The organism is Rhizobium pantanalense (assembly GCF_030182525.1).
Taxonomy (GTDB): Bacteria; Pseudomonadota; Alphaproteobacteria; order Rhizobiales; family Rhizobiaceae; genus Rhizobium.
In genome coordinates this window covers 72102-94486 of the sequence record NZ_JAQJCH010000016.1, presented here as the reverse complement: position 1 = coordinate 94486, position 22385 = coordinate 72102, and the positions used below count along the sequence as shown (strand labels likewise).

The window sequence follows — 22385 nt, the reverse complement described above, 5'->3', positions numbered from 1 at the left end:
TTTTCGGATGACATCACGCTCTACTTCTTTGATTCTAGAGCGGATTCAGATTTTAGGTCGATTCGACCTAAAATCATCCGGCCCTAGGAGGCCGCTTCGGAATCAGGCGGCGCTTGATTCCGATAGTATAGCGGAAAAGGGAGGGCGCATACCGGTTTCTGCCGTGAGCTCGCCAGGCAATGACGGCAGGCAATCGCCTATCAGTACTGATATTCCTCGAAGATCGGCTCGACCGACTGGTTCCAGCGGCCGTTGTAGAGCATCAAGAAATCGTCGGCGAGCGTGCCCTTCTTGGCGAGCACTTCGTCGAGCGGTGCGAGGAAGACGGTTTCATCCTGCCCGTCGCCATTCAAGCGATTGCGGTTCTTCAGCCCGAGACGGGAAATGCCGACCACTTCGCGTGCCACGTCGAGCAGGCCATGACCCTTGATCGCCGCCTTCAGGCCCTGTGCCGGCACGACATCACGCAGCGCGTTGACCTCTTGGAAGTCCCAGTCCTTGGTCAGCTCGTCGGCGGCAGTCAGCGCCTCGTCATCATAAAGCAGGCCGACCCAGAAGGCCGGCAGCGCACAGATGCGGCGCCAGGGGCCACCGTCCGCGCCGCGCATTTCGAGGAAGCGCTTGAGGCGGACATCGGGGAAGAGGGTGGAGAGATGGTTCGTCCAATCGCCCATCGTCGGTTCCCAATCGGCGATTTCGCCCTTCAGCGCTCCATCCATGAACTGGCGGAAGGTGACGTGCGTACAATCGTGGTAACGACCGTCGCGAACGACGAAATACATGGGAACGTCGAGCGCCCACTTCACATAATCTTCAAAGCCGAAGTCTTCGCGGAAGGTGAAGTCGAGCAGGCCGCCGCGGCGGTTATCGGTATCTTTCCAGATCTCGCCGCGCCAGGAGGAAAGCCCGTTCGGCTTGCCATCCGTGAAGGGCGAGGAGGCGAAAAGCGCCGTTGCCAGCGACTGCAGCTTCATCGACACGCGCATCTTGCGGCGCATGTCGGCTTCCGACGAGAAGTCGAGGTTCACCTGGATCGTGCAGGTGCGGTACATCATGTCGAGACCCATGGTGCCGACCTTCGGCATGTAGCGGGTCATGATCTCGTAGCGCGATTTCGGCATGCGCGGCGTTTCGGCAAGCGTCCACTTCGGGCTGCCGCCGACACCGAGGAAGCGGATACCCATCGGCTCGGCGATCTCGCGCACCGCTGCCAGGTGATTGTTCGATTCCTTGCAGGTCTGATGGATGGTTTCGAGCGGCGCGCCGGAAAGTTCGAACTGACCGCCCGGCTCGATCGAGATCGCGCCCATGCCGGAGGGTTCGCCGAGCCCGATGATGTTGTCGCCGTCCATGATCGGATCCCAGCCGCACTTTGCCTGCAGCCCCTTTAAGAGCGCGGAAATGCTGGCCTCGCCGAAATAGGGCACCGGGCTGTTGTCGGCGCGGAAGAACACGAATTTCTCGTGCTCGGTGCCGATACGGAATTTCTCCTTCGGCTTGTTGCCGGCGGCAAGATACGCCGTCATTTCCGAGACCGAGGAGAGCGGGGTCTGGTCGGTAGTATCGCGCGCCATGGTATTACCTTAGATCTCGGAGGAGAACCCGCGCAAGCCGCAGGTCAATAGGAGGGTGATTGACGCGGATTGACGTACGGTGCAAGTGAATTTCTTTCAAGGGTCGTTCAAAAAAATAGGATTTTATGTCTCGGAAGTGCATCACACCAGTGGCAGGCACAAGCATATTTGCACAAGCGTTCAAGACGTCCGCTATTCACGCCGATAGTTCTGCTTTCACTGACATCAAGCGGAGCATATCGATGAACGGCCCGAACGCCCTTTACTATTCCATACTCACATTGCTGTTGGCTTCGGTGGTCATCATGGGCAGCCCAGGCCCGTCAACGATCAGCGCGACCGCAATGGGCGCCGCCTATGGTTTCAGGCGGTCGCTCGCTTACGTCTCCGGTCTCATCGTAGGCACCGTGGCGGTCTTGCTGGCCGTCGCCGCCGGCGTCGTTGTTGTTCTCTTGTCCGTGCCGCACGGCGCATTGCTGCTGACGGTGGTCTCCGCCGTCTATATCCTCTATCTCGCCTTCAAGATCGCCACGGCGCCGCCGCTATCCCGCCGCGACGATCAGGTCGCGGCGCCTGCCTTTTCCGGCGGGTTCCTGCTTGCCGTCGCCAATCCCAAGGCCTATCTCGCGATCGCTGCCGTCTTCGCCGGCGTCAGCCTGTTTCAGGATCGGCGGCTGCTCGACGCCACCGTCAAGATCGCGTTGCTCACGGTGATGATCGTGGCCATCCACATGGTCTGGCTTCTTCTCGGCGCTTCCCTATCCCGTTTTCTCCGAGATCCGAAGATCTCGCGGATCTTCAACTTCTCGCTGGCGATCCTGCTGGTCGCTGCAACCATCGTTGCCGTCTGGGAGTAAAAGCTCAGTTCCAGTCGCCGATCGCTGCCTGGATGACCGCCATGGCGGCAACGGCCGCCGTATCGGCGCGCAGGATGCGCGGCCCGAGCGGAATGGCGGTGACGAAATCGAGACTGCGTAGCAGGGCGCGTTCTTCTTCGGAAAAGCCGCCTTCCGGGCCGACCAGCAGCGCCAGATGCTTCTCCTTCACCTGCGTCAAAAGCGGCAGCGGATTCTGGCCCGCATCGCCCTCGTCGCAATAGATGATGCGGCGCTCGCGCGGCCAGCTTGCCAGCAGATCGTTAAGCTTCACCGGCTCGGCGACATCGGGAATGCCAAGAATGCCGCATTGCTCGGCAGCCTCGATAACGTTGGCTTTGACCTTGTCGAGATTGGTGATCTTGCCTTGCACATGCTGCGTCATAACAGGCTGAAGCAGCCCGGCACCCATCTCGACGGCCTTCTGAACGAGGTAGTCGAGGCGCCCAACCTTCAGCGGCGCGAAGAGATAGTGCAAATCGGACGGGGCGGGCTGCGGTCGCGTTTTCTCGATCGGTGTCAGCAGAATGCGCTTGCGAGAGGGGAAGGAAACGCCAGCTTTCCATTCGCCATCGCGGCCGTTGAAGATCAGGAGTTCGGCACCATCCTCCATGCGCAGGACATTGGCGAGATAGTTGAACTGGTCATGGTCCGCCTCGATGGCAGCACCTGCCTTGATGTCTGGTGTCACAAACAGCCGCTGCATGCGGAAATTGGCGCGCATGGATGATCCCCGGAATACTTAGAACAATGAGATAGAGCAGTTCGGAGACTCGGTGGGAACCGAACCGCTCTAAATGAAGAGCGCGACCATAACCCAATAAACGATGGCGGCAAGCAGGGCTGCGACCGGCACCGTGATCGCCCAGGCGGCGATGATGGTCATGAAATGCGAGCGGCGCACGAGCCGGCGGCGATGAACCTCATCAGGATTGCGCTCATCAGCAGTCTCCGGCTCTTGCCAGGGTATGCCCGCCGCCTCGGCCTTCTTGCGCATATAGTCAAATCGCCGCTTAGAACGGACGGTGGACCACTCGCGAAAGAAGCCGACGCCGAAGACCGCGCCAACGGTAATGTGGGTCGAGCTCACCGGGAAACCGAACCAGGCGGCGACGATGACGGTGAGGGCCGCAGACACGGCGACGCAATAGGCACGCATCGGATTGAGCTTGGTGATCTGTTCGCCAAGCAGGCGGATGAGTCGCGGCCCATAGAGCAGAACGCCAACGGAGATGCCGCAGCCGCCGATCATGACGACCCAGAAGGGCGCCTTCTGCGTGGTTGTCTCGGCCAGCACGGTGAGCGAGCCGCCAAGCCCGATATCGCGAACGATCGCGGCGAGGGGGCCGATGGCGTTGGCGACGTCGTTGGCGCCATGCGCGAAGGACATCAGGGCTGCCGAACAGATCAGCGGCAGGCGGAAAAGCTTGCGCAATGAGCTGTTCTTGTTTTCCAATCCCGCCGATTGCGCCGCCACAAGCGGCCATGCGCCGAGCCAGGCGATGATGCCGACACTGAGGCCGATCGCAAGATTGAGGATATTGGGTATCGTACCTTTGGGTTCGAGCTGGACCACGAGATAGCCCGAGAAGGCGCCGGCCATCAGTCCGATCAGGATCGGAATCCAATATCTGGCGGCGGCAATCTTGTCGTCGCGATAGATGATGAAGGTCTCTATGAAGTAGAGGATGCTGGCCGCGATGGTGCCGCCGAGAAAGGGTGTTATCACCCAGCCGGCCGAGATGGCCGCCAGCGTGTTCCAGTTCACGAGTTCCGGGCCGACGGCGGCAAAGCCTGCACCCACGACGGCGCCGACGATCGTATGGGTAGTCGAGACGGGGGCTTTCAGCCAGGTGGCGAAATTGATCCAGAGTGCTGCGGCAAGCAGGGCCGCCATCATCAGCCAGGCAAGTTTGCCGATGCTGACGATGCGATTGGTGTCGACGATATGCGTCGAGATCGTATTGATGACGGGGCCGCCGGCAATCGTCGCGCCGAGGATCTCGAAGATGGCGGCCATGACGAGGGCCTGCGTCATAGTGATCGCACGCGCACCGACCGCCGCGCCGACATTGTTGGCGACGTCCTTGGCGCCGATGTTCATGGCCATGTAGCCGGCAAGCGCCACCGCAGCAAAGATCAGGGTCGCCCCCGGCTGGTCGAGCACGTAGATACCGGCGAAGACCATGGCGAGACCGAGGAAGATCAGGCCGATGCCCGGCGCCACCAGACGCCTCGTGACGTGATGGGTCGCGTCCTCGACATAGGTGAATTTGTCGAGGTCCTTGTCGAGCGTCCTTTTTACAGGTGTGGCCGGTCGGTCGGGCATGCAATTCTCTGGGTCAAAACTCTCGTATTGCGCTGACCGATGAGGCGCGCAATATCTCCCGAGCATACTGGCACAGTTTTTTGTGAGTAATGTGGCTTACTCGCCCTGCGAAACCACCGGAGCGGCCGGCATCCGGCGCGGGAAGGCGAGAATGAGATCGCGCAGTTCCGGTTCGCGAACGCGTTCGGCTGCTTCCTCGAAGGAGACCCACTCCATGGAGCGCTCGCCCTTTTCCTTGAAGTTCTTGACGAGTTCGCTGACTTCGAGGGCATACACCTGCACGCGGCATGGCACCTGGATGCCGTCCTTCAGCACCTTGTCGTAGCCGAACGAGCCGAGCGGCTCAGTTTCCACCACGCCGCGCACGCCTGCCTCTTCATAGGCTTCGCGGGCAGCGACTTCATGGGAGAGCTTGCCGGGCATAGGCCATCCCTTGGGGATGACCCAGCGACCGGTGTCACGGCTGGTCAGCAACAACATCTCAAGATGACCGGTTTTCTTTTTCACCCGATAACAAAGCGCAGCATATTGCTGTCGCGGCGGACGCCGAAACATGAGTTGCACATCATTTGCTATGCGGCTGAGAAAGGCCAATTGTCGGTTCACCTTTGAGAGTTGGAGTGAAGGCTGGAATCTATATTATCACGGTGCGGAAAATTTTTGCGCGCCATATAAGGCTATATGGTATTTCCCCACAAAATTATTGAGTGTTGCGTAGATAAAAATGCGAGGATTTGTCTTCTGATATTCGCCAGCGATTATGCTGAAACCGACATTCAACAGCATTTTCGTGCCGCAGGTGGCGCAATCGCATGGATCTGGCTGCTATCGTTTGGAAAGAAAGAAAAAACTTATTATGTCCGGACGCATCCCGCCTCGACGCCTGCCGCCCTTGAATGCGCTGCGTGCCTTCGATGCGGTTGCGCGCTGCGGTAGCATCCTGAAGGCGGCCGATGAGCTTGGCGTCGTGCGCGGGGCTATCAGGCAGCAGCTGAACCTGCTGGAGGCACATTTTGGCGTATCTCTGTTCGACCGGGAGAATGGCAGGCTGGTGCTGACGGCGAAGGGCAGGGTATTCGCCGATTCCGTTGGTGTCGCCTTTGGCATCCTGACGCGGGCCTCCGCCGAACTTTCCGTTGGCCAGCGACGCTCGATTCGGCTCGGCGTTCCCTCGGCCTTTGCCGTCTGGTGGCTGATGCCGCGCGTCGCCGCGCTTCAGGCGGCACTCCAGGATATCGATATCGACATCGTGCCGATGGCGACAGTCGAGCCGCTTGCCAAGCGCCCGGACCTGGAAGCGGTCATCATGGGCGGCGAATACCGGCCGATGCGCGATATCACCGCTATCCGCTTCATGGAGGATGAGTTCGGCCCTATCGCAACGCCCGATGTCGCCGATCGCCTCGGGCTTGCCAATGGTGTTCCGGCGCTTGCCGGAGCCGTTGCCCTTGCAAGCCGTTCCGCCCCGAGCCTGTGGGAGGATTGGTTTGCCGAAAGCGGTCACGCCCCCATCCGCTTTGCCGGCAATCGCGAATTCGAAGACCTGCTGCTTGCAATCGGCGCCGCCCGCTCGGGCCTCGGGGTTGCCATCGCGCCACGCACCGCCATCGGCGAGGAAATCCATCGCGGTACTCTGGTTGCTCCCTTCGGCTTTATCCGTAGGCCGGCGGGCTACAGCCTCAGCATTCGCAGCAGCGATGTGAAGGACCCGGCGTTGGTACGAATGGCGGATTGGCTAAGCGAGGCAGGGGCCGAACCGGCTTAGCGAAACACCAAAACGAGACGCATTCACATGGCAGATTTTCTGCCATACAACGCAGTGCAATGTCCATCGACACCTCCTTTGCCATCATGCCAGATCGCGGCATCGAACCAGCCGGCAGGAGCGTGTCATGGATCAGTCTTCTTCTCTTTCGCGTGTCGACTGGGTGGCGCGCAGTTGCCGTCTGCTGGCCGCTACGGCAGCGGAATTTCGTAACACAAAACCCTTTGCCGGCCTCACAATCGGCACCGGCATTCACCTCGAGCCGAAGACGGTTGCGCTGCTGATGACGCTGCGTGCCGGCGGCGCCGATCTCGTCTGCACCGGCAATCTCAACAGCACCCAGCCGGAAACGGTGGGCTATCTGCGCGCTCAGGGCATCAAGGTCTTTGCGACACAGACCCGCGACGCGAAGGAGCATGGTGCGAGCCTCGACGCGATTCTGGCGGAAAAGCCGGACCTGCTGCTCGATAATGGCGGCGATCTCTTCGCTCGCGCGGCCGACAGGCCCTATGCCAACCTGCTCGGCGGCACGGAGGAAACCACATCCGGCCGCACCCGGCTGATGCCGATGCGCGACAAGCTCAACATGCCGATCCTCGTCATCAATGACAGCCCGATCAAGCAGTTCGCCGAAAACCGGCATGCCGTCGGGCAAAGCCTATTCGAGAGCTATCTGCGCTTCACCAACCGCTCCACCAATGGCAAACATGTGACCGTCTTCGGCTACGGCGCCTGTGGCAAGGGCACGGCTACATGCTTCCGCAATGCATTCTCCACCGTCAGCGTCGTCGATATCGATCCGGTCACGACGCTTGAAGCACATCTCGACGGCTTCTCGACGCCGCTGCGTGAATCGGCGATCCGCTCCGCCGATATCTTGATCACTGTGACAGGCTATCCGGACATCATCACGGCTGCCGATCTGCCCTTGATCAAGGACGGCGCGATCCTGATGAACGGCGGCCACTTCCCGCATGAGATCGATGTCGAAGGTTTCCGCGACAGTCCCGATGTCGTCGGCGTCGATCGGTACGAAGCTGAGCAGATCGAGACCGTCCGCATTCGAGATGGCCGTGCCTTCCACATTCTCGGCGGCGGTCACATGGCCAATCTGGCCGGTCCGCGCCCGCTGGGGAATACTGTCGAATCCATGGATCTCGGCTTTGCCCTGCAGGCGCGATGCCTGGAGAGGGTCGCCAAGGGCAGCCTCGGCAAGGAGGCCTGCGTCATCCCCGTTCCCACGGACATCGATGCGCTGGTCGCCTCCGCCTATCTCGATCTGGCGCGATAGGCATCAGGCTCCGGACAGCGCCTGCGGCAGCAATCGGACGTAGAGTGCGGCCATCTCGTCGCCGAAGCAGCAGAAGATGATTTCATCGAAGGCGCCATCCTTGCTTTCGGCAAGGCTAGTGCGGATCGCGATCCTCGCCGCCTGCTCGGCGGGAAAGCGATAGACGCCGGTGGAAATGGCAGGAAAGGCGATGGTATTCAGATCGTGTTGCCGGGCAAGGTTGAGGCTGTTGCGATAGCAGTCGGCAAGCAGCTCTTCTTCGCCATGGTTTCCGCCATTCCAGACGGGGCCAACCGTATGGATTACATGTTTTGCCGGCAGGCGATATCCGCCCGTTATCTTTGCCTGCCCGGTCTTGCAACCATTCAGCGTCCGGCATTCCGCCAGGAGATCCGGCCCGGCGGTGCGATGGATTGCCCCGTCCACGCCACCGCCGCCGAGCAGGCTGCTATTGGCCGCATTGACGATCGCATCGACCTTGAGCGTCGTGATATCGCCAAGCGTCACGGTGAAGCGGGTCTTCGAATTCGGAGCGAGATCGGAACGGATGGTCTCAAGTGCGGACATGATGACGGTCTCCTCAAGCCTCCAGGTGGCTCTATCGCTCCCAATAGGGAAGGGGGCCATAAAGTTCCGCGAGAAAATCGATGAAGACGCGCACTTTTGCCGGCAGGAATTGCCGGCTGGGGTAAACGGCAGACAGCGTGACGTTGTGCGAGCCTTCATAGGCCGGCAGCACCTGAACGAGGCGGCCGTCCCGCAATTCCCCCCCGATATCCCAGGTCGAGCGCAGCGCAATGCCGAGGCCGGCGATGACGGCTTCGCGCACGACCTCGCTGGAATTGGTGATGAGCCTGCCCTCGGGGCGAAAGATCAGGCTGCCTTTCGGTCCCTCCAGCCGCCAGGGATCGAGATTATGCGCAGGTAGGCAGATATGCCGGCGCAGATCGTCGATATCCTCGGGCATGCCATGGGCGTCGATATAGGCAGGGGAGGCACAGAGCACGCGGCGTACTGGCGCGAGCCTGCGTGCGACGAGACTGGAATCCGTCAGCTCGGCAATGCGGATGGCAAGATCGAAGCCGCCGCCGACGATATCGACGAATTCGTCGCTGAGTACGAGATTGAGCGCCAGTTCGGGATGGGCCTGCATGAAGGATTTCAGATGCGGCGCGATGTGCAACCGGCCGAAGGATGTCGGGGCCGAGATTTTCAGCGTGCCGTGCATCTGCGAGGAGCGCCCGGCAATATAGGCCTCCGCCTCTTCCAGCCCGGCAAGGATGGCAAGCACGCGGTCGTAGAAACCCTGGCCCGCTTCCGTCAGCGAAATCTGCCGCGTGGTGCGCTGCAGGAGCCGTGTGCCGAGTCTGTCTTCCAGGCGCTTGATGCGCTTGGAAATGACGGCGGGCGAAAAACCGAGAGCACGGCCCGTCAGCGACATGCTGCCGGTTGCAACGACGCTGGCGAAGATTTCGAGATCTCCTAAATTGGTCATGCAGAATTATTTCCTGTTTTGGAATAAGTGCTTATCATTTGCTCCAAACCTGGGAAAGCGCTAAGGCTGTGATGCGCTAAAAGGGGCTGTATCCGACGGGATGCAGGAGGAGGACGGCATGGCCGAGGCCATTTCATTTCTGGAGCCGCGTGCGGATGTTCTGGCGCGCCGCAGCGCCATCGTTGCCGATCTCGCCGATCTCCTGGCTCCCGAATGTTTGATCCACGAGGCGCGTGAGCTCGTGCCCTTCGAAACCGACGCCTTCGTGTCCTATCGCCGTCTGCCGCTTGCCGTCGCCCTGCCGCGCTCGACGGCGGAAGTCGCGGCCGTCATGAAATATTGCCATCGCTACGGCATTCCCGTCGTTCCGCGCGGCGCCGGCACCTCACTTTCCGGCGGCGCCATCCCGCAGGAGGATGCCGTCGTTCTCGGGCTCTCCAAGATGAACCGCATCCTCGATATCGATTATGCCAATCGCGCGGCGACCGTGCAGGCAGGCGTGACGAACCTGCACGTCTCCGAAAGCGTCTCGGCCGATGGCTTCTTCTACGCGCCCGACCCGAGCTCGCAGCTTGCCTGCACCATCGGCGGCAATATCGGTATGAATTCCGGCGGCGCCCACTGCCTGAAATATGGCGTCACGACCAACAATCTGCTCGGCGTCAAGCTGGTGTTGACCGACGGCACCGTCATCGATCTCGGCGGCAAGGCGCTGGATGCGGCGGGCTACGATCTGCTCGGCCTCGTCTGCGGCTCCGAAGGCCAGCTCGGCATCGTCACCGAGGCGACGGTCAGGCTCATCGCCAAGCCGGAAGGCGCCCGGCCGGTGCTCTTCGGCTTCGACAGTTCCGAGGAGGCCGGCGCCTGTGTGGCCGATGTGATTGCCGCCGGCATCGTGCCCGTCGCGATCGAATTCATGGACAAGCCGGCAATCGAAATCTGTGAAGCCTTTGCCAAAGCCGGCTATCCCCTCGATGTAGGGGCCCTGCTGATCGTCGAGGTTGAAGGTTCGGAGGCTGAAATGGATGATATGCTGGCTAGCATCGTCGCCATCGCCCGTACTCATAAGGTCAAGACGGTGCGCGAATGCCAGTCGGCAACCGAGGCGGCCCTGATCTGGAAGGGCCGGAAATCCGCCTTCGGCGCCACTGGCCGCATCGCCGATTATATTTGCATGGACGGCACCGTGCCGCTCAGCCAGCTTTCCTATGTGCTGCAGAAGACGACGGAGATCGTCGATCGCTATGGCCTGCGCGTCGCCAATGTTTTCCATGCAGGCGATGGCAACATGCATCCACTGATCCTCTTCAATGCCAACGACCCCGATGAGGCGGCCAAGGCGGAAGCGGCCGGCAATGATATCCTGCGGCTCTGTGTCGATGCCGGCGGTTGCCTCACAGGCGAGCACGGTGTGGGCATCGAGAAGCGCGACCTGATGCGGCACCAATATGCCGATGTCGATCTCGCCCAGATGATGTCGGTGCGCGCGGCCTTCGATCCCGGCTGGATCCTCAATCCTTCCAAAGTCTTCCCGCTCGACGGACGCAACGCCGCATGACCGAATTTCGTCCCAGGACCGAGGAGGAAGCCGCCTCAATCATCGGCGATCATGCGACACGCGGCGCGGCTCTCGCGATCGTCGGCGGCAATACGCGATCCGGCTTCGGCAACGCGGTGGCGTCCGAAGCGGTGCTCTCGTCACGTGGCCTGACCGGCATCGTCGCCTACAATCCGGGTGAGATGGTGATGACGGCCCGCGCCGGCACGCCGGCCGCCGAGATCGAGGCGGCTCTTGCCGAGGCCGGCCAGATGATGGCGTTCGAGCCGATGGATCACAGGCCGCTGATGGCAACCGAAGGTGAGCCAACGATCGGCGGCATTTTCGCAGCCAATGTCTCCGGCCCGCGCCGTTTCGTCAGTGGTGCGGCGCGTGACAGCCTGCTTGGCGTCCGCTTCGTCAATGGTCGCGGCGAGATCGTCAAGGCAGGCGGGCGGGTAATGAAAAACGTCACCGGTCTCGATCTGGTCAAGCTGATGGCCGGCTCGCACGGTACGCTCGGCCTGTTGACGGAGGTGACATTCCGCGTACCGCCGAGGCCGAAGACGGAGGAAACGATCGTCGTCTCCGGCCTCAACGATGCGGAGGCGGCCAACGCGATGGCCGCGGCCATGGCTCTGCCGCTCGAAGTTTCGGGCGCCGCGCATCTACCCCTGACGGTCGCATGGTCCTTCATCGACGGCACCATGCCGCCAGGGGAGGCGACGGTGCTGCGTATCGAGGGCCTTCCCGGCTCCGTCACGGTGAGGGCCGAAAAGCTGGCCGCAGCGATGGGTCGGCTCGGCTCCGTGAGGCGCCTTGAAGAGGATGTCAGCCGCAGGCTCTGGCGCGAGATCCGCAATGTGAAGCCTTATGCGGATGGCACGATGCGTCCGATCTGGCGGGTATCCGTCGCCCCTAGCATAGGCCATCAGCTCGTTGCAGCTCTTCGCCTGGAGGAGGGCGTCGATGCCTATTACGATTGGCAGGGCGGGCTCGTCTGGATGCGCATGGAAGCCGAGCCGGAGGGCGATATGCTGAGACGCTACATTCATGCGCTTGGCGGCGGGCACGCCACCTTGATGCGCGCCACCCCAGCCCACCGTGCAATGACGGCGGCCTTCCAGCCGCAATCCGAAGCGGTGGCGCTGCTGTCTGCGCGCGTGAAGGAAAAATTCGATCCGGCGGGGATTTTCAATCCGGGGAAGATGGGGTGATGCGGATGGCGTCTTTGGCTGGTTACCCCCTCACCCTAGCCCTCTCCCCGCGGGGGAGAGGGGATGACCTTGTTTGCTGCGATTCCACGATTTTCTTTCCTGCAAGGGAAGAGGAAGATGAATTCCCCCTTCTCCCCTTGGGGAGAAGGTGCCCGATAGGGCGGATGAGGGGGCTAGACGGGATATGATGGGCGCCTTTGTTCTGGCAGGCAAGAATCGAGGGCTCGGCTGATGCAAACCAATTTCACGCCAGAACAGCTTGCCGATCCGCATGTGGCCGAGTCCGAGGCCATCCTGCGCAAATGCGTGCATTGCGGCTTCTGCACCGCCACCTGTCCTACCTATGTGACGCTCGGCAATGAGCTCGACAGCCCGCGCGGCCGCATTTATCTCATTAAGGACATGCTGGAAAACGGCCGGGCCGCCGATGCCGAGGTGGTAACGCACATCGATCGCTGCCTGTCCTGCCTCGCCTGCACCACGACCTGTCCCTCCGGCGTAGACTATATGCATCTGGTCGATCACGCCCGCGCCCATATCGAGAATACCTACAAGCGCCCGCTGATGGACCGGCTGACCCGCAATGTACTGGCAGCCGTGCTGCCCTATCCCAGCCGTTTCCGGCTGGCCTTGCGGCTTGCGAACTTTGGGCGACCGTTCAAGGGTCTGTTGAAGCGCATCCCGGCATTGAAGGCTTTCGCCGCCATGCTCGATCTCGCGCCACGCAGCATTCCCGCGCCGTCGCCCCTTGCAAAGCCGGGGCTGCATGTAGCGCAGGCCGAGCGGCGCGGTCGTGTGGCGATCCTGACGGGCTGCGCCCAGCCGGTGCTCGATCCCAAGATCAATGCGGCGACCATCCGCCTGCTGACGCGCCTCGGTGTCGAGGTTGTCGTACCGAAAGGGGAGGTCTGCTGCGGCTCGCTGGTTCATCATATGGGGCGCGAGGAACAGGCGCTTGCTGCCGCCCGCGCCAATGTCGATGTGTGGCTGCGCGAGATCGAGGCCGGAGGGCTCGACGCCATCATCATCACCGCGTCGGGCTGCGGCACGACGATCAAGGATTATGGCCATATGCTGCGCCTCGATCCGGCCTATGCCGACAAGGCGGCAAGGGTCTCGGCGCTCGCCAAAGACATCACCGAATATCTCGCAGGTCTCGACCTTCCCTCGCATATGCCGCGCGGCATCGTAGTCGCCTATCATTCCGCCTGCTCCATGCAGCATGGGCAGAAGATTACCATGGCGCCGAAGCAGCTTTTGAAGGCGGCCGGTTTCACGGTGCGCGACCCGGCGGAGGGGCATCTCTGTTGCGGCTCGGCCGGCACCTACAACATCATGCAGCCGGAGATCTCGGCCGAGCTGAAAGCGCGCAAGGTCAGGAACATCGAGGCAACAAAGGCCGATATTATCGCCACAGGCAATATCGGCTGCATCACGCAGATCGCCACGGGAACCGGCATTCCCATTCTGCATACGGTGGAATTGCTTGATTGGGCCTATGGTGGCGAAATGCCCGCGAAACTGAAGGGCCTGCAACCGGCGGCTGCTTAGAGCAATTCCTGGAAAAGTGCGCAGCGGTTTTCCGTCCGGAATTGCGCTCTAATGCAGTTTGTCCGGTGTGGGCAGGCGATGAGCCTGCCACTCGACTTCGAACCGGTCGGCGGCAATCTGCGTCATGCTGATGCGATCCTGCCCTTCTTCAAAGAATAGGCCATCCACCAGGCCGGCGATGCCGTCATAGAACGAGCCTTCGACAAGGCTGGTGAGCCGCCGCATCTCGCGGCCCAATGCAGCATAGTCGGCAACCGACATGCAATGCCGGCGGCCGTCCGCGAACACGTCGATCAGTCGCGGAACATCGCCGTCGACATCGACCTCGTAATAAACGATGACTGGCTCCTCGCTTTCCGGATGGATCCAGTCACATCGGTAGTAGAAAAAGCTCATGGCTGAAATATAGCACAGGATCCCCCAAGCCTGAACCGGTTTGAAGGATCGATTGCGACTTCAGCCGGAAGGGCGTCAGAAGTTGAACGAAACGCCAAAGTTGAGAGCGTGAGTGAAAACCCTGGTCTTCAGCGTATCGCCGCTGTCGATCGAGACATTGTTCACGAAGTTGTAGTTGCCCTTGTATTCGACGAAGGTCGACCAGTGCTTGGCGAACTGGTAGCTGACGCCCGCCTGCGCCTGCAGCGAAGCGCCGCCGAACTGGTAGTCGAAGGTCGTGCCGGAAGCGCGCGTGACTTCGACGTGCGGCACGTTGATGCCGGCGCCGAGACCGACATAGGGCGTCCAGTTGCGGCTCGGGTCCTGAAAGCGGTAGAGCGCATTCAGCGTCAGCATGTTCAGGCCATCGGTGAACTCGAAATGCGACCAGCCGGGCGTATTGCCGAGATCGCCATAGACCTTCGCATGGGTGTAGTCGAGCGACACGCCCCAGTTCGGCTTGTCGAACTGGTCAAGCCACCAGATGCCGCGGAAGCCGAAATAGGGCGGCATCTTGAAGGATTTTCCGGACCAGTTGGGGTCGAAATCAGCGCCGTCCGACGTGGTCACATTGCTGCCTGTCGCGCCTTGTATGCCACCGTAAGCGGAAAATTGCATCTCCGCCGAGGCAGAGCTTGCGGCCAATATGAATGCGGAAGTCGCAAGCGCGGCGAATGCCGGCTGCTTGATGCGAAATGCACGATGCATATGAAATCCCCGGATGCCAAAGTGCCGCCATCTAAACGCGCTTCCATGACACTTCTATTGCAGTCATGGGTAGGCAAGTACGGCTTAGGTGGGAAAACTGACGGCAAACTGAAGCCGACGCGCCGTTTCTCAGCGGTGCGGCGCGATAAATTTCAGGCTGTAACGCCGGCGCAACAGTGTCTCCATCCGCGCCTGCACACGATAAGCTATTGCAAGCGATACGGGCGTCCTTCCGTGGTGTGAACGATGCGATGCCAGGAAAGGACGTCCGTTATCTTGATGCCTGATTCGGGTCGGCTGTCAGCCGCCGAACAGGGTTCTCAGCACATCGACGCCGCGATCCTGATAGCTGACCTCGCCCTGCTTGTTGCCGGGACCAACGACGATGACCTTCGTGCCGACCGGAACGCGGTCATAGAGATCGATCACATCCTTGTTCATCATGCGGATGCAACCGGAGGACATGTTGAGGCCGATGCTCCAGGGCTGATTGGTCCCGTGGATGCGGAAGGCGGTATCGTTGCCGTTACGATAGAGATACATGGCGCGCGCGCCGAGCGGATTGTCCTCGCCGCCTTCCTGATAGGCCGGCAGCTTGTGGCCCTTCTTGGCTTCGCGAACAATCATTTCCGGCGGCGGCGTCCAGCCCGGCCATTCCGCCTTGCGGCCGACCTTGACGACGCCCGACCAGCCGAAACCGTCGCGGCCGACGCCGATGCCGTAGCGTCTTGCGCGGTTATTGCCTTCGACGAGGTAGAGATACTTGTTGTTGGTGTCGACGATCACCGTGCCCGGCTCTTCATTGGTCGCCAGCCGCACCATGCGCCGCTGGAATTGCGGCTTCACCTGGCCCTGTGGCTCCACCGCGACCCGGATCACGTCGCCGCGTGTCGCCGGTGCCGCATAGGGTGCGGAGGTGGTGAAGGCTGCTGCGTTCGATGCTGCAAGAAGACACGCCGCAACGACACCTGTCGTCACGATCGACAATGCTGCTTTCATAATGGCATTCCCCTCGTTGAATCCGGTAGGAAATTACCGGAACCAACGAAGGGATCAAGATCAAAATGCCCGAGGAGGAGAATGGCCTGGAAGAACCGGCCTCTCTTCTATCGCGGATCAGACTATAGTCTGAATTATAGTGGAGGGCTTTCCGGTGCGGCGAATACTGCCCTTCGATGGAATAGTATCGCCGCACAGGTCTCGCGGTCGTTCAAGATTACATGACGGTGACGCGGGTGCCGACCTTGACGCGGTTGTAGAGGTCGATGACATCCTCGTTGCGAAGCCGGATGCAGCCGGAGGAGACGGCACTGCCGATCGTCCAGGGCGCGTTGGTGCCATGGATGCGATAAAGGGTAGAGCCAAGATACATGGCGCGGGCGCCGAGCGGATTGCCTTCACCGCCTTCCATGTGCGCAGGCAGATAATGGCCCTTGGCGGCTTCGCGGGAGATCATTTCGGCCGGCGGCGTCCAGTCCGGCCATTCCTGCTTGCGGGTCACGGTGTGGGCGCCGGCCCATTCGAAACCCGGCTTGCCGACGCCGACGCCATAGCGCCGCGCCTTGCCGCCATCCATCACCAGATAAAGGAAGCGGTTGTTGGTATCGATGACGATGCTGCCGGGCTTTTCCTTGGTCTGATAGTCGACGATCTGCGGCAGGAACTGCGGGTCGATCTGGCCGCGGATTGCCGGATATTGCGGACGGGCCATGGCGACCTGCTGCACGGCCGGACGTGCAAACAGGCCGCGCGGCTGCACGACCTGACGCAGCTGCGGATTGGCCTGCTGCTCCATTCTGGGATCGGCGGCGCGGCGCGCCATCGGGCGGGGATAGACGACCGGCTGCACGTTGCCGCCGCCAAGCTGCATCACCCAGGGGGCGGTCAGATCGGGACTGACGATGACGGGCGGGCGCGACTGATAGCGATCGTCGGCAAAGGCGGTGGAGGTAAGCAGGCTCAGGGCGCCGGCGGCGCATAGAACGGCATGTTTCATCATCGGACAAACTCTCTACACATGGGCCGAAGATGGGCGCGAAAGCACCCGGTCGAAACAATGGTGCCACTTGCACGCGAGCGAATGGTAAACATCTATTCATCAAAATGCCGCGAAGCCGATAAAGCTTTGTCAGGGTTACCGCTTGGTTTGGAAAGATGGTTTGTAAGTGGTAAATCATGAATCGGAATGCGCGGTCGTCGAAGTCAGCCTATGAATTTAAGCATTTGATTGATCTCAATTTATCCGATAGTGGCTTACCGGTTTCCGGTAGCGAACGCTGAAATAGGGGACGAATCGCGAAAATGGCCGAAACGGGCATTATCACCGGCGAAGATGGCAAGGACCGCTGCTTCTGGCACGGCAATCTGCCGGAATATCAGCGCTATCACGACGAGGAATGGGGTCGGCCTGTTGTCAATGACATCAGGCTCTTCGAGAAGATCTGCCTCGAAGGCTTCCAGTCAGGCCTGTCCTGGCTGACGATCCTGCGCAAGCGCGAGAATTTCCGCGCTGCTTTTGCGGGCTTCGATTTCGAGAAAGTCGCCAAGTTTGGCGAGGCGGATATCGAGCGCTGCCTCGCCGATGCCGGCATCATCCGCCATCGCGGCAAGATCGTTTCCACCATCAACAACGCTCGCCGCGCCATTGAGCTGCGCGACGAATTCGGTTCGCTCGCCCGCTATTTCTGGACCCATGAGCCGACCGCTGCCGAGCGCCCGGAGATCTTCGACCTTGCCCATCTTCGCGCCAATCCGACGACGGCGGCTTCGGTGCGGATTTCGAAGGATCTGAAGAAACGCGGCTGGACCTTTGTCGGCCCGACCACAGTTTATGCCTTCATGCAGGCTATGGGCCTGGTCAACGACCACATCGAGGGCTGCTATTGCCGGAAAGAGGTGGAGGCGATGCGTTGCGCATTGGTGCGGCCGTGAGAGGCGCAGCTTTCGGCCTTTCCCTCGCGATGCTTGCGTTCTTCGGTGGTGTCGTCGCCTATGCCCAAACCGACACCCAACAGCAGCAGCTGCCGCAGCTTGATCGCGGCGAAAAGATCGAGAAGCTCGGCTTTCCCGCCGTGCTCGAGAAGCTGACGGGCTGGACGAAGTTCGGCAAGGGTAAGGTCTACACACTGCCGCTGAAGAAGGGCCAGCATGTGCGGATCACCTTCAGCTCGAAAAGCAAATATGCCTATATGGCGATCTTCGACCTCTCGTCGAGCGAGGACGAATCCTTCTTCGGCACGGATGAAGACGGCAACACCGCCGACGTCACCGTCAATGAGGATACGACCTGGCTGATCAAGCCCTATTATTCGCGCGTCACGCGCCGGCGCGGTCTCGGTGCGCCATACGAGATCCTCATCGACCCCAATCCGCCGGCCGCCCAGCAGGCGCCGGCTGATCAGCAGAAGGATCAGGGACCGATGCTGTTTCCGCCGCGCTCGAAGCAGGGACAGTAAGGGTTACTGCAACGTTTCGATCACGCCATGCAGCTCGCCGAGATGACCGATCTTGCGAAAACGCGGCGCTTCGGTCGGCTCCTCGACATGCTCGAACGACCATGTAAGCTCGTGCGGCACGAAGACGCCGTAGCTGCCGGCGGCAAGCGCCGGCACGATGTCCGATTTCAGCGAATTGCCGATCATCATCGCCCGTTCCGGTCCATCGCCCACCTTGGAAAAAATGCGGCGATAGGTCGACGCGTTCTTGTCCGAAACGATCTCGACCGCATCGAAGAGATCGCCGAGCCCGGATTGCGCAAGCTTGCGCTCCTGATCGAAAAGATCACCCTTCGTAATCAGTACCAGCAGGTATTTCCCCGATAGAGCTTCCAGCGTCTGACGCACATGCGGCAATGTTTCAACGGGATGGGCGAGGAGATCGCGGCCGATATCGAGAATCTGCGCGATGACGGTCGATGGCACTTCGCCCTCCGTGATCTCGATGGCTGTTTCGATCATCGAGAGGGTAAAGCCTTTGATGCCGAAGCCGTAGTGGCGAAGATTGCGCTTCTCCGCCTCCAACAGGCGTGCGGAGATGACGTCACGTGGGGCGTGATCGGCGAGTAGCTCGGTAAACTGCAGTTCGGTTAGCCGGTAGAACTGTTCGTTCTGCCAGAGCGTGTCGTCGGCATCGAAGCCGATCGTGGTTAGGAGACGTTGCGTCATCGGTATGTCCGTTTTGCGCATCAAATAAAAACTGGAGTCTAATCCGCGTCCGGCCGGACGCAAGAGCTTGCGTCGGTCACCGCATCGTGATCGGTCCCAGGTCTCGCGTTGAAGTCGGTTTCCGGTGCATTATGTGCTTGTTGTCTCGATTGCCGCGGAGCTTGAGTCCGGCCTCGACGACCGTCTTATGACCTCCCCAGGGCAGCCCCGACTGCGGCTGTCGTGCCGAGGCCAATTCATAGCGAAAAGATAGCGTTCACCGGTCGGAAGAGTCTTCCGGCTGACCACAAGGGAATTTCTCCTATGCGTTATAACCAACTCGGCAATACCGGCCTGTTCGTCTCCGAACTTTGCTTGGGCACGATGACCTTCGGCGAAGCCAATCCCAACACTCCCTGGGGCTCGATCGCCGATGTCGACCAGGCGCTGGCCGACAAGATCGTCGAAGGCTCGCTTGCCGCCGGCGTCAATTTCATCGACACCGCCGACGTCTATTCCTTCGGCAATTCCGAAAAGCTGCTCGGCCAGGCCCTGAAAAACCTCGGCATCCCCCGCAAGGATGTCGTTATCGCCACCAAGGTTTATGGCGTCATGGGCGAGAAGCCCAACGATCGCGGCGCCTCGCGTGGCCACATCATGGACTCGGTGCAGGCCAGCCTGGATCGTCTTCAGACCGATCATATCGATCTCTATCAGATCCATGGCACGGATATCGTGACACCGATCGACGAGACGCTGCGGGCGCTGGACGATCTCGTTTCGCGCGGTCTTGTGCGTTATGTCGGCGTTTCCAACTGGCAGGCCTGGCGCATCGCCAAGGCGCTCGGCATTTCCGAACGTCGCGGCTTTGCCCGCTTCGAGACGGTGCAGGCCTATTATTCCATCGCTGGCCGCGATCTGGAGCGTGAAATCGTGCCTGTCATGACCGAGGAAAAGCTCGGGCTCATGGTCTGGTCGCCGCTCGCCGGGGGCCTGCTCTCGGGCAAGTATGGTCCGGGCGCTCCCGGCAATGGCGAGGGGCGGCGTGCGAGCTTCGATTTTCCGCCCGTTGACAAGGACCGCGCCTGGGCCTGCGTTGCCGCCATGCGCGAAGTGGCGGAGAAGCACGGCTCCAGTGTCGCTACGGTGGCGCTTGCCTGGATCCTGGCAAAGCCCTTTGTCACCAGCATCATCATCGGCGCCAAGCGTCTCGACCAGCTGGATCAGAATCTGGCCGCCGTCCAGCTGAAGCTCGATGCCGACGATATGGCCAAGCTCGATGACGTCAGCGCGCTTGCGCCCGAATATCCCGGCTGGATGCTGGCCCGCCAGAGCGCCCAGCGCGTGCCGCAGCCCTTCGAGCCGAAGGCCTGATATCCTGCAAAGCCGGGCCGCAGCTTCTAGCGGCGGCCCAGCTTTACGTCAAAGCTCGATGACGATCTTGCCGAAGGGGCCGCGATCGAGGTGATCGAAGGCGGCGGACACCTCGTCGAGTGCATAGCGATGATCGATGACGGGCTTCAGTCCGATGCTGTCGACCGCATGCACGAAATCTTCAAGCGAGCGGCGATGGCCGACGCCGATGCCCTGTACCGTGGGGGACTTCAGCAGCAGCGGTGCCACCGGACCGGAGATGTCGAAGCCCTCGAGGACGCCGATGACGGATATTCGGCCATGCGGCGCCACTGCCTTCAGGGACTGGCCGAAATTCGGCCCGCCGGCGATTTCGATGATATGGTCTATGCCTCGATCGTTGGTGAGGCGATAGACTTCTTCTACCCAATCGCCTTTGTTGCGGTCGATGCCATGATGAGCGCCGAGAGCTTTGGCCCGCTCGAGCTTTTCCGGTCCCGAGGAGGTCACGAAGACCTCGGCTCCCTGGGCCGCGGCGATCTGCAGACCGAATAGCGCAACCCCGCCCGTTCCCTGCACCAATACGCTATCACCGGGCTTGACCTTGCCGCGTTCCACCAGCGCGAACCATGCCGTGAGACCGGCGCAGGGCAGGGTGCTTGCCTCGGCATAATCAAGACTGTTCGGCGCGGATACGAGCCAATCTTGCGGCACGGAGATATATTCGGAGAGGACGCCGGCATAGAAACCGCCAAGCGTCTTGTAGGGAGGATTGCGGGCATCGCCGAGCGGCTTGCCGTCGATCCAGCCGGGATGGAAGGTCGAAATGACCCGATCGCCCACGGAGAATCTGGTCACGTCGTCTCCGACCGCTTCGATCACACCTGCCATATCTGAGGCCGGCACGAAGGGAAATTGGATCGGCAGCCCCATGCCGGTCTCGCGCACAAGCTTGTCGCGATAGTTCAGCGAAACGGCTTTGACTCGCACCAGCACTTCGCCGCGCGCCGGCTTGGGTACTGCCGTTTCCGTCAGATTCAAGGGAGCGCCGACGGCGATCGTCTCGAGGGTCCAACGCTTCATGGTCTTCGTCATCATGATCTCCTGAGAGAAATTGGAAGCAATGGACCGAGCATATCGTTGCTTTCTGATCGCCAGTGGCGATATTATTTCCGCGTACTGGTTCCCCAAAGGAAGCAATCGTCATGAATGACATGCTCAACGGCATTCCCGAATTCGTGGAGGCGGTCGAAGCCGGCGGCTTTTCGGCCGCGGCGACGCGCATGAATCTCTCCCGCTCGGCGATCGGCAAGACCATCGCCAAACTGGAGCGGCGCCTGAATGTGCGCCTGTTTCACCGCACCACCCGCATGCAGAGCCTCACCGACGAGGGGCAAGCTTTTTACGAGCGCTGCCGCCGGGCGCTGGACGAGATACAGTCCGGCGAAGCCATGCTGGAATCGGGTAAGCGTGAGGTTATCGGACGTCTGCGCATCTCGATGCCTGTCCTTTTCGGTCGTCGCTGCTCTGCTCCGCTGCTGCTGGAATTGGCGCGTATCCACCCCAAGCTCGAACTGGATCTTTCCTTCAGTGATCGCTTGGTCGATCTCTTCGACGAGGGCTTCGATCTCGCCATTCGCAACGGCGTGTTGCGGGACGAAACCGGCCTTGCCGCGCGCAAGATCGCCCTCCATCGCATGACGCTATGTGCCTCGCCGGATTATCTTGCTGCAAGAGGTACGCCGCAGATCATCGCCGATCTCGATAGCCACGATCTCGTCGTCTATGCGAGATCGGGGGAAGTCAAGCGATGGACCTTCCTGCAGGGCGATGGAGCGGCCGTCGACTATTTTCCGCAGACGCGGTTGCGTCTTGATGACCTGGAGGTCATTGCGGATGCGGCCACCGCGGGAATGGGCATTGCGTGGCTGCCCTGCTGGCTGGTGCGGGATTATGTGCGCGCCGGCAAGCTCATGCAGGTGCTCAATGTTTCCAGCCGGCCCGTCAACGTCTATGCCGTCTGGCCGCAGGTGCCGCAGCTTTCGCTCAAAATGCGCGTGGTCATCGACCTGCTCGCCGCGCGCCTGCCTGCAATCATGGACTGAGCATGTGA

22 protein-coding genes are annotated in these 22385 nt (G+C 61.0%); 10 read left to right on the top strand and 12 right to left on the bottom strand.

Translation table 11 applies throughout. From position 1 onward, the window contains the following. Nucleotides 1-200 precede the first annotated feature (200 nt). Nucleotides 201-1574, bottom strand: a complete 1374-nt coding sequence (locus PH558_RS30670; RefSeq protein ID WP_285208141.1) for a glutamate--cysteine ligase — start codon at nt 1572-1574, stop codon at nt 201-203. A 242-nt stretch (nt 1575-1816) separates the two neighbouring features. On the opposite strand from PH558_RS30670, the gene PH558_RS30665 reads away from it, so the two are divergent. After that, nucleotides 1817-2431, top strand: coding sequence for a LysE family translocator (locus tag PH558_RS30665; protein ID WP_285208140.1), 615 nt, complete (start codon nt 1817-1819; stop codon nt 2429-2431). A gap of 4 nt (nt 2432-2435) precedes the next feature. Here PH558_RS30665 and PH558_RS30660 read toward each other — a convergent pair whose 3' ends face one another. The 3 genes from PH558_RS30660 to PH558_RS30650 form a co-directional block, all read right to left on the bottom strand. Continuing rightward, entirely contained in the window at nt 2436-3173 is a 738-nt protein-coding gene (locus PH558_RS30660) for a 16S rRNA (uracil(1498)-N(3))-methyltransferase (protein WP_285208139.1), read from the bottom strand. 69 nt (nt 3174-3242) lie between these two features. Continuing rightward, nucleotides 3243-4778, bottom strand: coding sequence for an inorganic phosphate transporter (locus tag PH558_RS30655; RefSeq protein WP_285208138.1), 1536 nt, complete (start codon nt 4776-4778; stop codon nt 3243-3245). Between the two features lie 96 nt (nt 4779-4874). Then, nucleotides 4875-5333: an NUDIX hydrolase gene (locus PH558_RS30650; RefSeq protein WP_446740061.1), complete on the bottom strand. Its 459-nt coding sequence runs from the start codon at nt 5331-5333 to the stop codon at nt 4875-4877. Nucleotides 5334-5634: 301 nt separating this feature from the next. Here PH558_RS30650 and PH558_RS30645 point away from each other — a divergent pair, with 301 nt between their 5' ends. Then, nucleotides 5635-6543 carry a LysR substrate-binding domain-containing protein gene (locus PH558_RS30645; protein WP_285208137.1) on the top strand — a complete coding sequence of 303 codons (909 nt, stop codon included), beginning with the start codon at nt 5635-5637 and terminating at the stop codon, nt 6541-6543. 127 nt (nt 6544-6670) lie between these two features. Beyond that, nucleotides 6671-7834 carry an adenosylhomocysteinase gene (locus tag PH558_RS30640; RefSeq protein ID WP_285208136.1) on the top strand — a complete coding sequence of 388 codons (1164 nt, stop codon included), beginning with the start codon at nt 6671-6673 and terminating at the stop codon, nt 7832-7834. Nucleotides 7835-7837: 3 nt separating this feature from the next. Here PH558_RS30640 and PH558_RS30635 read toward each other — a convergent pair whose 3' ends face one another. Together PH558_RS30635 and PH558_RS30630 are read right to left on the bottom strand one after the other, a co-directional pair. Continuing rightward, the gene (locus PH558_RS30635) at nt 7838-8401 is read right to left on the bottom strand and encodes an O-acetyl-ADP-ribose deacetylase (protein WP_095434034.1); all 564 of its coding nucleotides are present in this window, start codon (nt 8399-8401) and stop codon (nt 7838-7840) included. A 31-nt stretch (nt 8402-8432) separates the two neighbouring features. Continuing rightward, complete coding sequence (locus PH558_RS30630) at nt 8433-9329, bottom strand: LysR family transcriptional regulator (RefSeq protein ID WP_285208135.1); 897 nt, start codon at nt 9327-9329, stop codon at nt 8433-8435. Between the two features lie 118 nt (nt 9330-9447). On the opposite strand from PH558_RS30630, the gene PH558_RS30625 reads away from it, so the two are divergent. The 3 genes from PH558_RS30625 to glcF all read left to right on the top strand — a co-directional run bounded on the left by PH558_RS30625 (nt 9448) and on the right by glcF (nt 13634). Then, nucleotides 9448-10887 carry an FAD-binding oxidoreductase gene (locus PH558_RS30625; RefSeq protein ID WP_285208134.1) on the top strand — a complete coding sequence of 480 codons (1440 nt, stop codon included), beginning with the start codon at nt 9448-9450 and terminating at the stop codon, nt 10885-10887. After that, nucleotides 10884-12083, top strand: coding sequence for an FAD-binding protein (locus PH558_RS30620; protein ID WP_285208133.1), 1200 nt, complete (start codon nt 10884-10886; stop codon nt 12081-12083). The genes PH558_RS30625 and PH558_RS30620 overlap by 4 nt, the downstream gene beginning before the upstream one ends. Nucleotides 12084-12314: 231 nt before the next feature. After that, complete coding sequence (glcF, locus tag PH558_RS30615; RefSeq protein WP_285208132.1) at nt 12315-13634, top strand: glycolate oxidase subunit GlcF; 1320 nt, start codon at nt 12315-12317, stop codon at nt 13632-13634. Between the two features lie 48 nt (nt 13635-13682). Here the strand turns inward: glcF and PH558_RS30610 are convergent, their stop codons facing one another. The 4 genes from PH558_RS30610 to PH558_RS30595 form a co-directional block, all read right to left on the bottom strand. Beyond that, nucleotides 13683-14030, bottom strand: coding sequence for a DUF6881 domain-containing protein (locus PH558_RS30610; protein ID WP_095434038.1), 348 nt, complete (start codon nt 14028-14030; stop codon nt 13683-13685). A gap of 75 nt (nt 14031-14105) precedes the next feature. Further along, complete coding sequence (locus PH558_RS30605; RefSeq protein WP_285208131.1) at nt 14106-14777, bottom strand: outer membrane protein; 672 nt, start codon at nt 14775-14777, stop codon at nt 14106-14108. A gap of 300 nt (nt 14778-15077) precedes the next feature. Continuing rightward, the gene (locus PH558_RS30600; RefSeq protein WP_095434040.1) at nt 15078-15776 is read right to left on the bottom strand and encodes a L,D-transpeptidase; all 699 of its coding nucleotides are present in this window, start codon (nt 15774-15776) and stop codon (nt 15078-15080) included. A 217-nt stretch (nt 15777-15993) separates the two neighbouring features. Then, nucleotides 15994-16776, bottom strand: coding sequence for a L,D-transpeptidase (locus tag PH558_RS30595; protein ID WP_095434041.1), 783 nt, complete (start codon nt 16774-16776; stop codon nt 15994-15996). Between the two features lie 302 nt (nt 16777-17078). On the opposite strand from PH558_RS30595, the gene PH558_RS30590 reads away from it, so the two are divergent. After that, nucleotides 17079-17708: a DNA-3-methyladenine glycosylase I gene (locus tag PH558_RS30590; RefSeq protein ID WP_095434042.1), complete on the top strand. Its 630-nt coding sequence runs from the start codon at nt 17079-17081 to the stop codon at nt 17706-17708. Nucleotides 17709-17737: 29 nt separating this feature from the next. Next, nucleotides 17738-18232, top strand: coding sequence for a hypothetical protein (locus PH558_RS30585; RefSeq protein ID WP_483314214.1), 495 nt, complete (start codon nt 17738-17740; stop codon nt 18230-18232). Nucleotides 18233-18235: 3 nt separating this feature from the next. Here the strand turns inward: PH558_RS30585 and PH558_RS30580 are convergent, their stop codons facing one another. Further along, nucleotides 18236-18940 (bottom strand): HAD family hydrolase, encoded by a 705-nt coding sequence (locus tag PH558_RS30580; protein ID WP_285208129.1) that lies wholly within the window; start codon nt 18938-18940, stop codon nt 18236-18238. Between the two features lie 303 nt (nt 18941-19243). On the opposite strand from PH558_RS30580, the gene PH558_RS30575 reads away from it, so the two are divergent. Next, on the top strand, nt 19244-20293 hold the full coding sequence (locus tag PH558_RS30575; protein WP_285208128.1) for an aldo/keto reductase: 1050 nt from the start codon (nt 19244-19246) through the stop codon (nt 20291-20293). A 48-nt stretch (nt 20294-20341) separates the two neighbouring features. On the opposite strand, the gene PH558_RS30570 is transcribed toward PH558_RS30575, so the two are convergent. After that, entirely contained in the window at nt 20342-21367 is a 1026-nt protein-coding gene (locus PH558_RS30570) for a zinc-dependent alcohol dehydrogenase family protein (protein WP_285208127.1), read from the bottom strand. 110 nt (nt 21368-21477) lie between these two features. On the opposite strand from PH558_RS30570, the gene PH558_RS30565 reads away from it, so the two are divergent. After that, complete coding sequence (locus tag PH558_RS30565; RefSeq protein WP_285208126.1) at nt 21478-22377, top strand: LysR family transcriptional regulator; 900 nt, start codon at nt 21478-21480, stop codon at nt 22375-22377. Nucleotides 22378-22385 lie beyond the last annotated feature (8 nt).

Coding starts and splice junctions, on each gene's coding strand:
- PH558_RS30670 (WP_285208141.1), bottom strand. CDS start 1,574: ATGGCGCGCGATACTACCGACCAGACCCCGCTCTCCTCGGTCTCGGAA.
- PH558_RS30665 (WP_285208140.1), top strand. CDS start 1,817: ATGAACGGCCCGAACGCCCTTTACTATTCCATACTCACATTGCTGTTG.
- PH558_RS30660 (WP_285208139.1), bottom strand. CDS start 3,173: ATGCGCGCCAATTTCCGCATGCAGCGGCTGTTTGTGACACCAGACATC.
- PH558_RS30655 (WP_285208138.1), bottom strand. CDS start 4,778: ATGCCCGACCGACCGGCCACACCTGTAAAAAGGACGCTCGACAAGGAC.
- PH558_RS30650 (WP_446740061.1), bottom strand. CDS start 5,333: ATGTTTCGGCGTCCGCCGCGACAGCAATATGCTGCGCTTTGTTATCGG.
- PH558_RS30645 (WP_285208137.1), top strand. CDS start 5,635: ATGTCCGGACGCATCCCGCCTCGACGCCTGCCGCCCTTGAATGCGCTG.
- PH558_RS30640 (WP_285208136.1), top strand. CDS start 6,671: ATGGATCAGTCTTCTTCTCTTTCGCGTGTCGACTGGGTGGCGCGCAGT.
- PH558_RS30635 (WP_095434034.1), bottom strand. CDS start 8,401: ATGTCCGCACTTGAGACCATCCGTTCCGATCTCGCTCCGAATTCGAAG.
- PH558_RS30630 (WP_285208135.1), bottom strand. CDS start 9,329: ATGACCAATTTAGGAGATCTCGAAATCTTCGCCAGCGTCGTTGCAACC.
- PH558_RS30625 (WP_285208134.1), top strand. CDS start 9,448: ATGGCCGAGGCCATTTCATTTCTGGAGCCGCGTGCGGATGTTCTGGCG.
- PH558_RS30620 (WP_285208133.1), top strand. CDS start 10,884: ATGACCGAATTTCGTCCCAGGACCGAGGAGGAAGCCGCCTCAATCATC.
- glcF (WP_285208132.1), top strand. CDS start 12,315: ATGCAAACCAATTTCACGCCAGAACAGCTTGCCGATCCGCATGTGGCC.
- PH558_RS30610 (WP_095434038.1), bottom strand. CDS start 14,030: ATGAGCTTTTTCTACTACCGATGTGACTGGATCCATCCGGAAAGCGAG.
- PH558_RS30605 (WP_285208131.1), bottom strand. CDS start 14,777: ATGCATCGTGCATTTCGCATCAAGCAGCCGGCATTCGCCGCGCTTGCG.
- PH558_RS30600 (WP_095434040.1), bottom strand. CDS start 15,776: ATGAAAGCAGCATTGTCGATCGTGACGACAGGTGTCGTTGCGGCGTGT.
- PH558_RS30595 (WP_095434041.1), bottom strand. CDS start 16,776: ATGATGAAACATGCCGTTCTATGCGCCGCCGGCGCCCTGAGCCTGCTT.
- PH558_RS30590 (WP_095434042.1), top strand. CDS start 17,079: ATGGCCGAAACGGGCATTATCACCGGCGAAGATGGCAAGGACCGCTGC.
- PH558_RS30585 (WP_483314214.1), top strand. CDS start 17,738: ATGCTTGCGTTCTTCGGTGGTGTCGTCGCCTATGCCCAAACCGACACC.
- PH558_RS30580 (WP_285208129.1), bottom strand. CDS start 18,940: ATGACGCAACGTCTCCTAACCACGATCGGCTTCGATGCCGACGACACG.
- PH558_RS30575 (WP_285208128.1), top strand. CDS start 19,244: ATGCGTTATAACCAACTCGGCAATACCGGCCTGTTCGTCTCCGAACTT.
- PH558_RS30570 (WP_285208127.1), bottom strand. CDS start 21,367: ATGACGAAGACCATGAAGCGTTGGACCCTCGAGACGATCGCCGTCGGC.
- PH558_RS30565 (WP_285208126.1), top strand. CDS start 21,478: ATGAATGACATGCTCAACGGCATTCCCGAATTCGTGGAGGCGGTCGAA.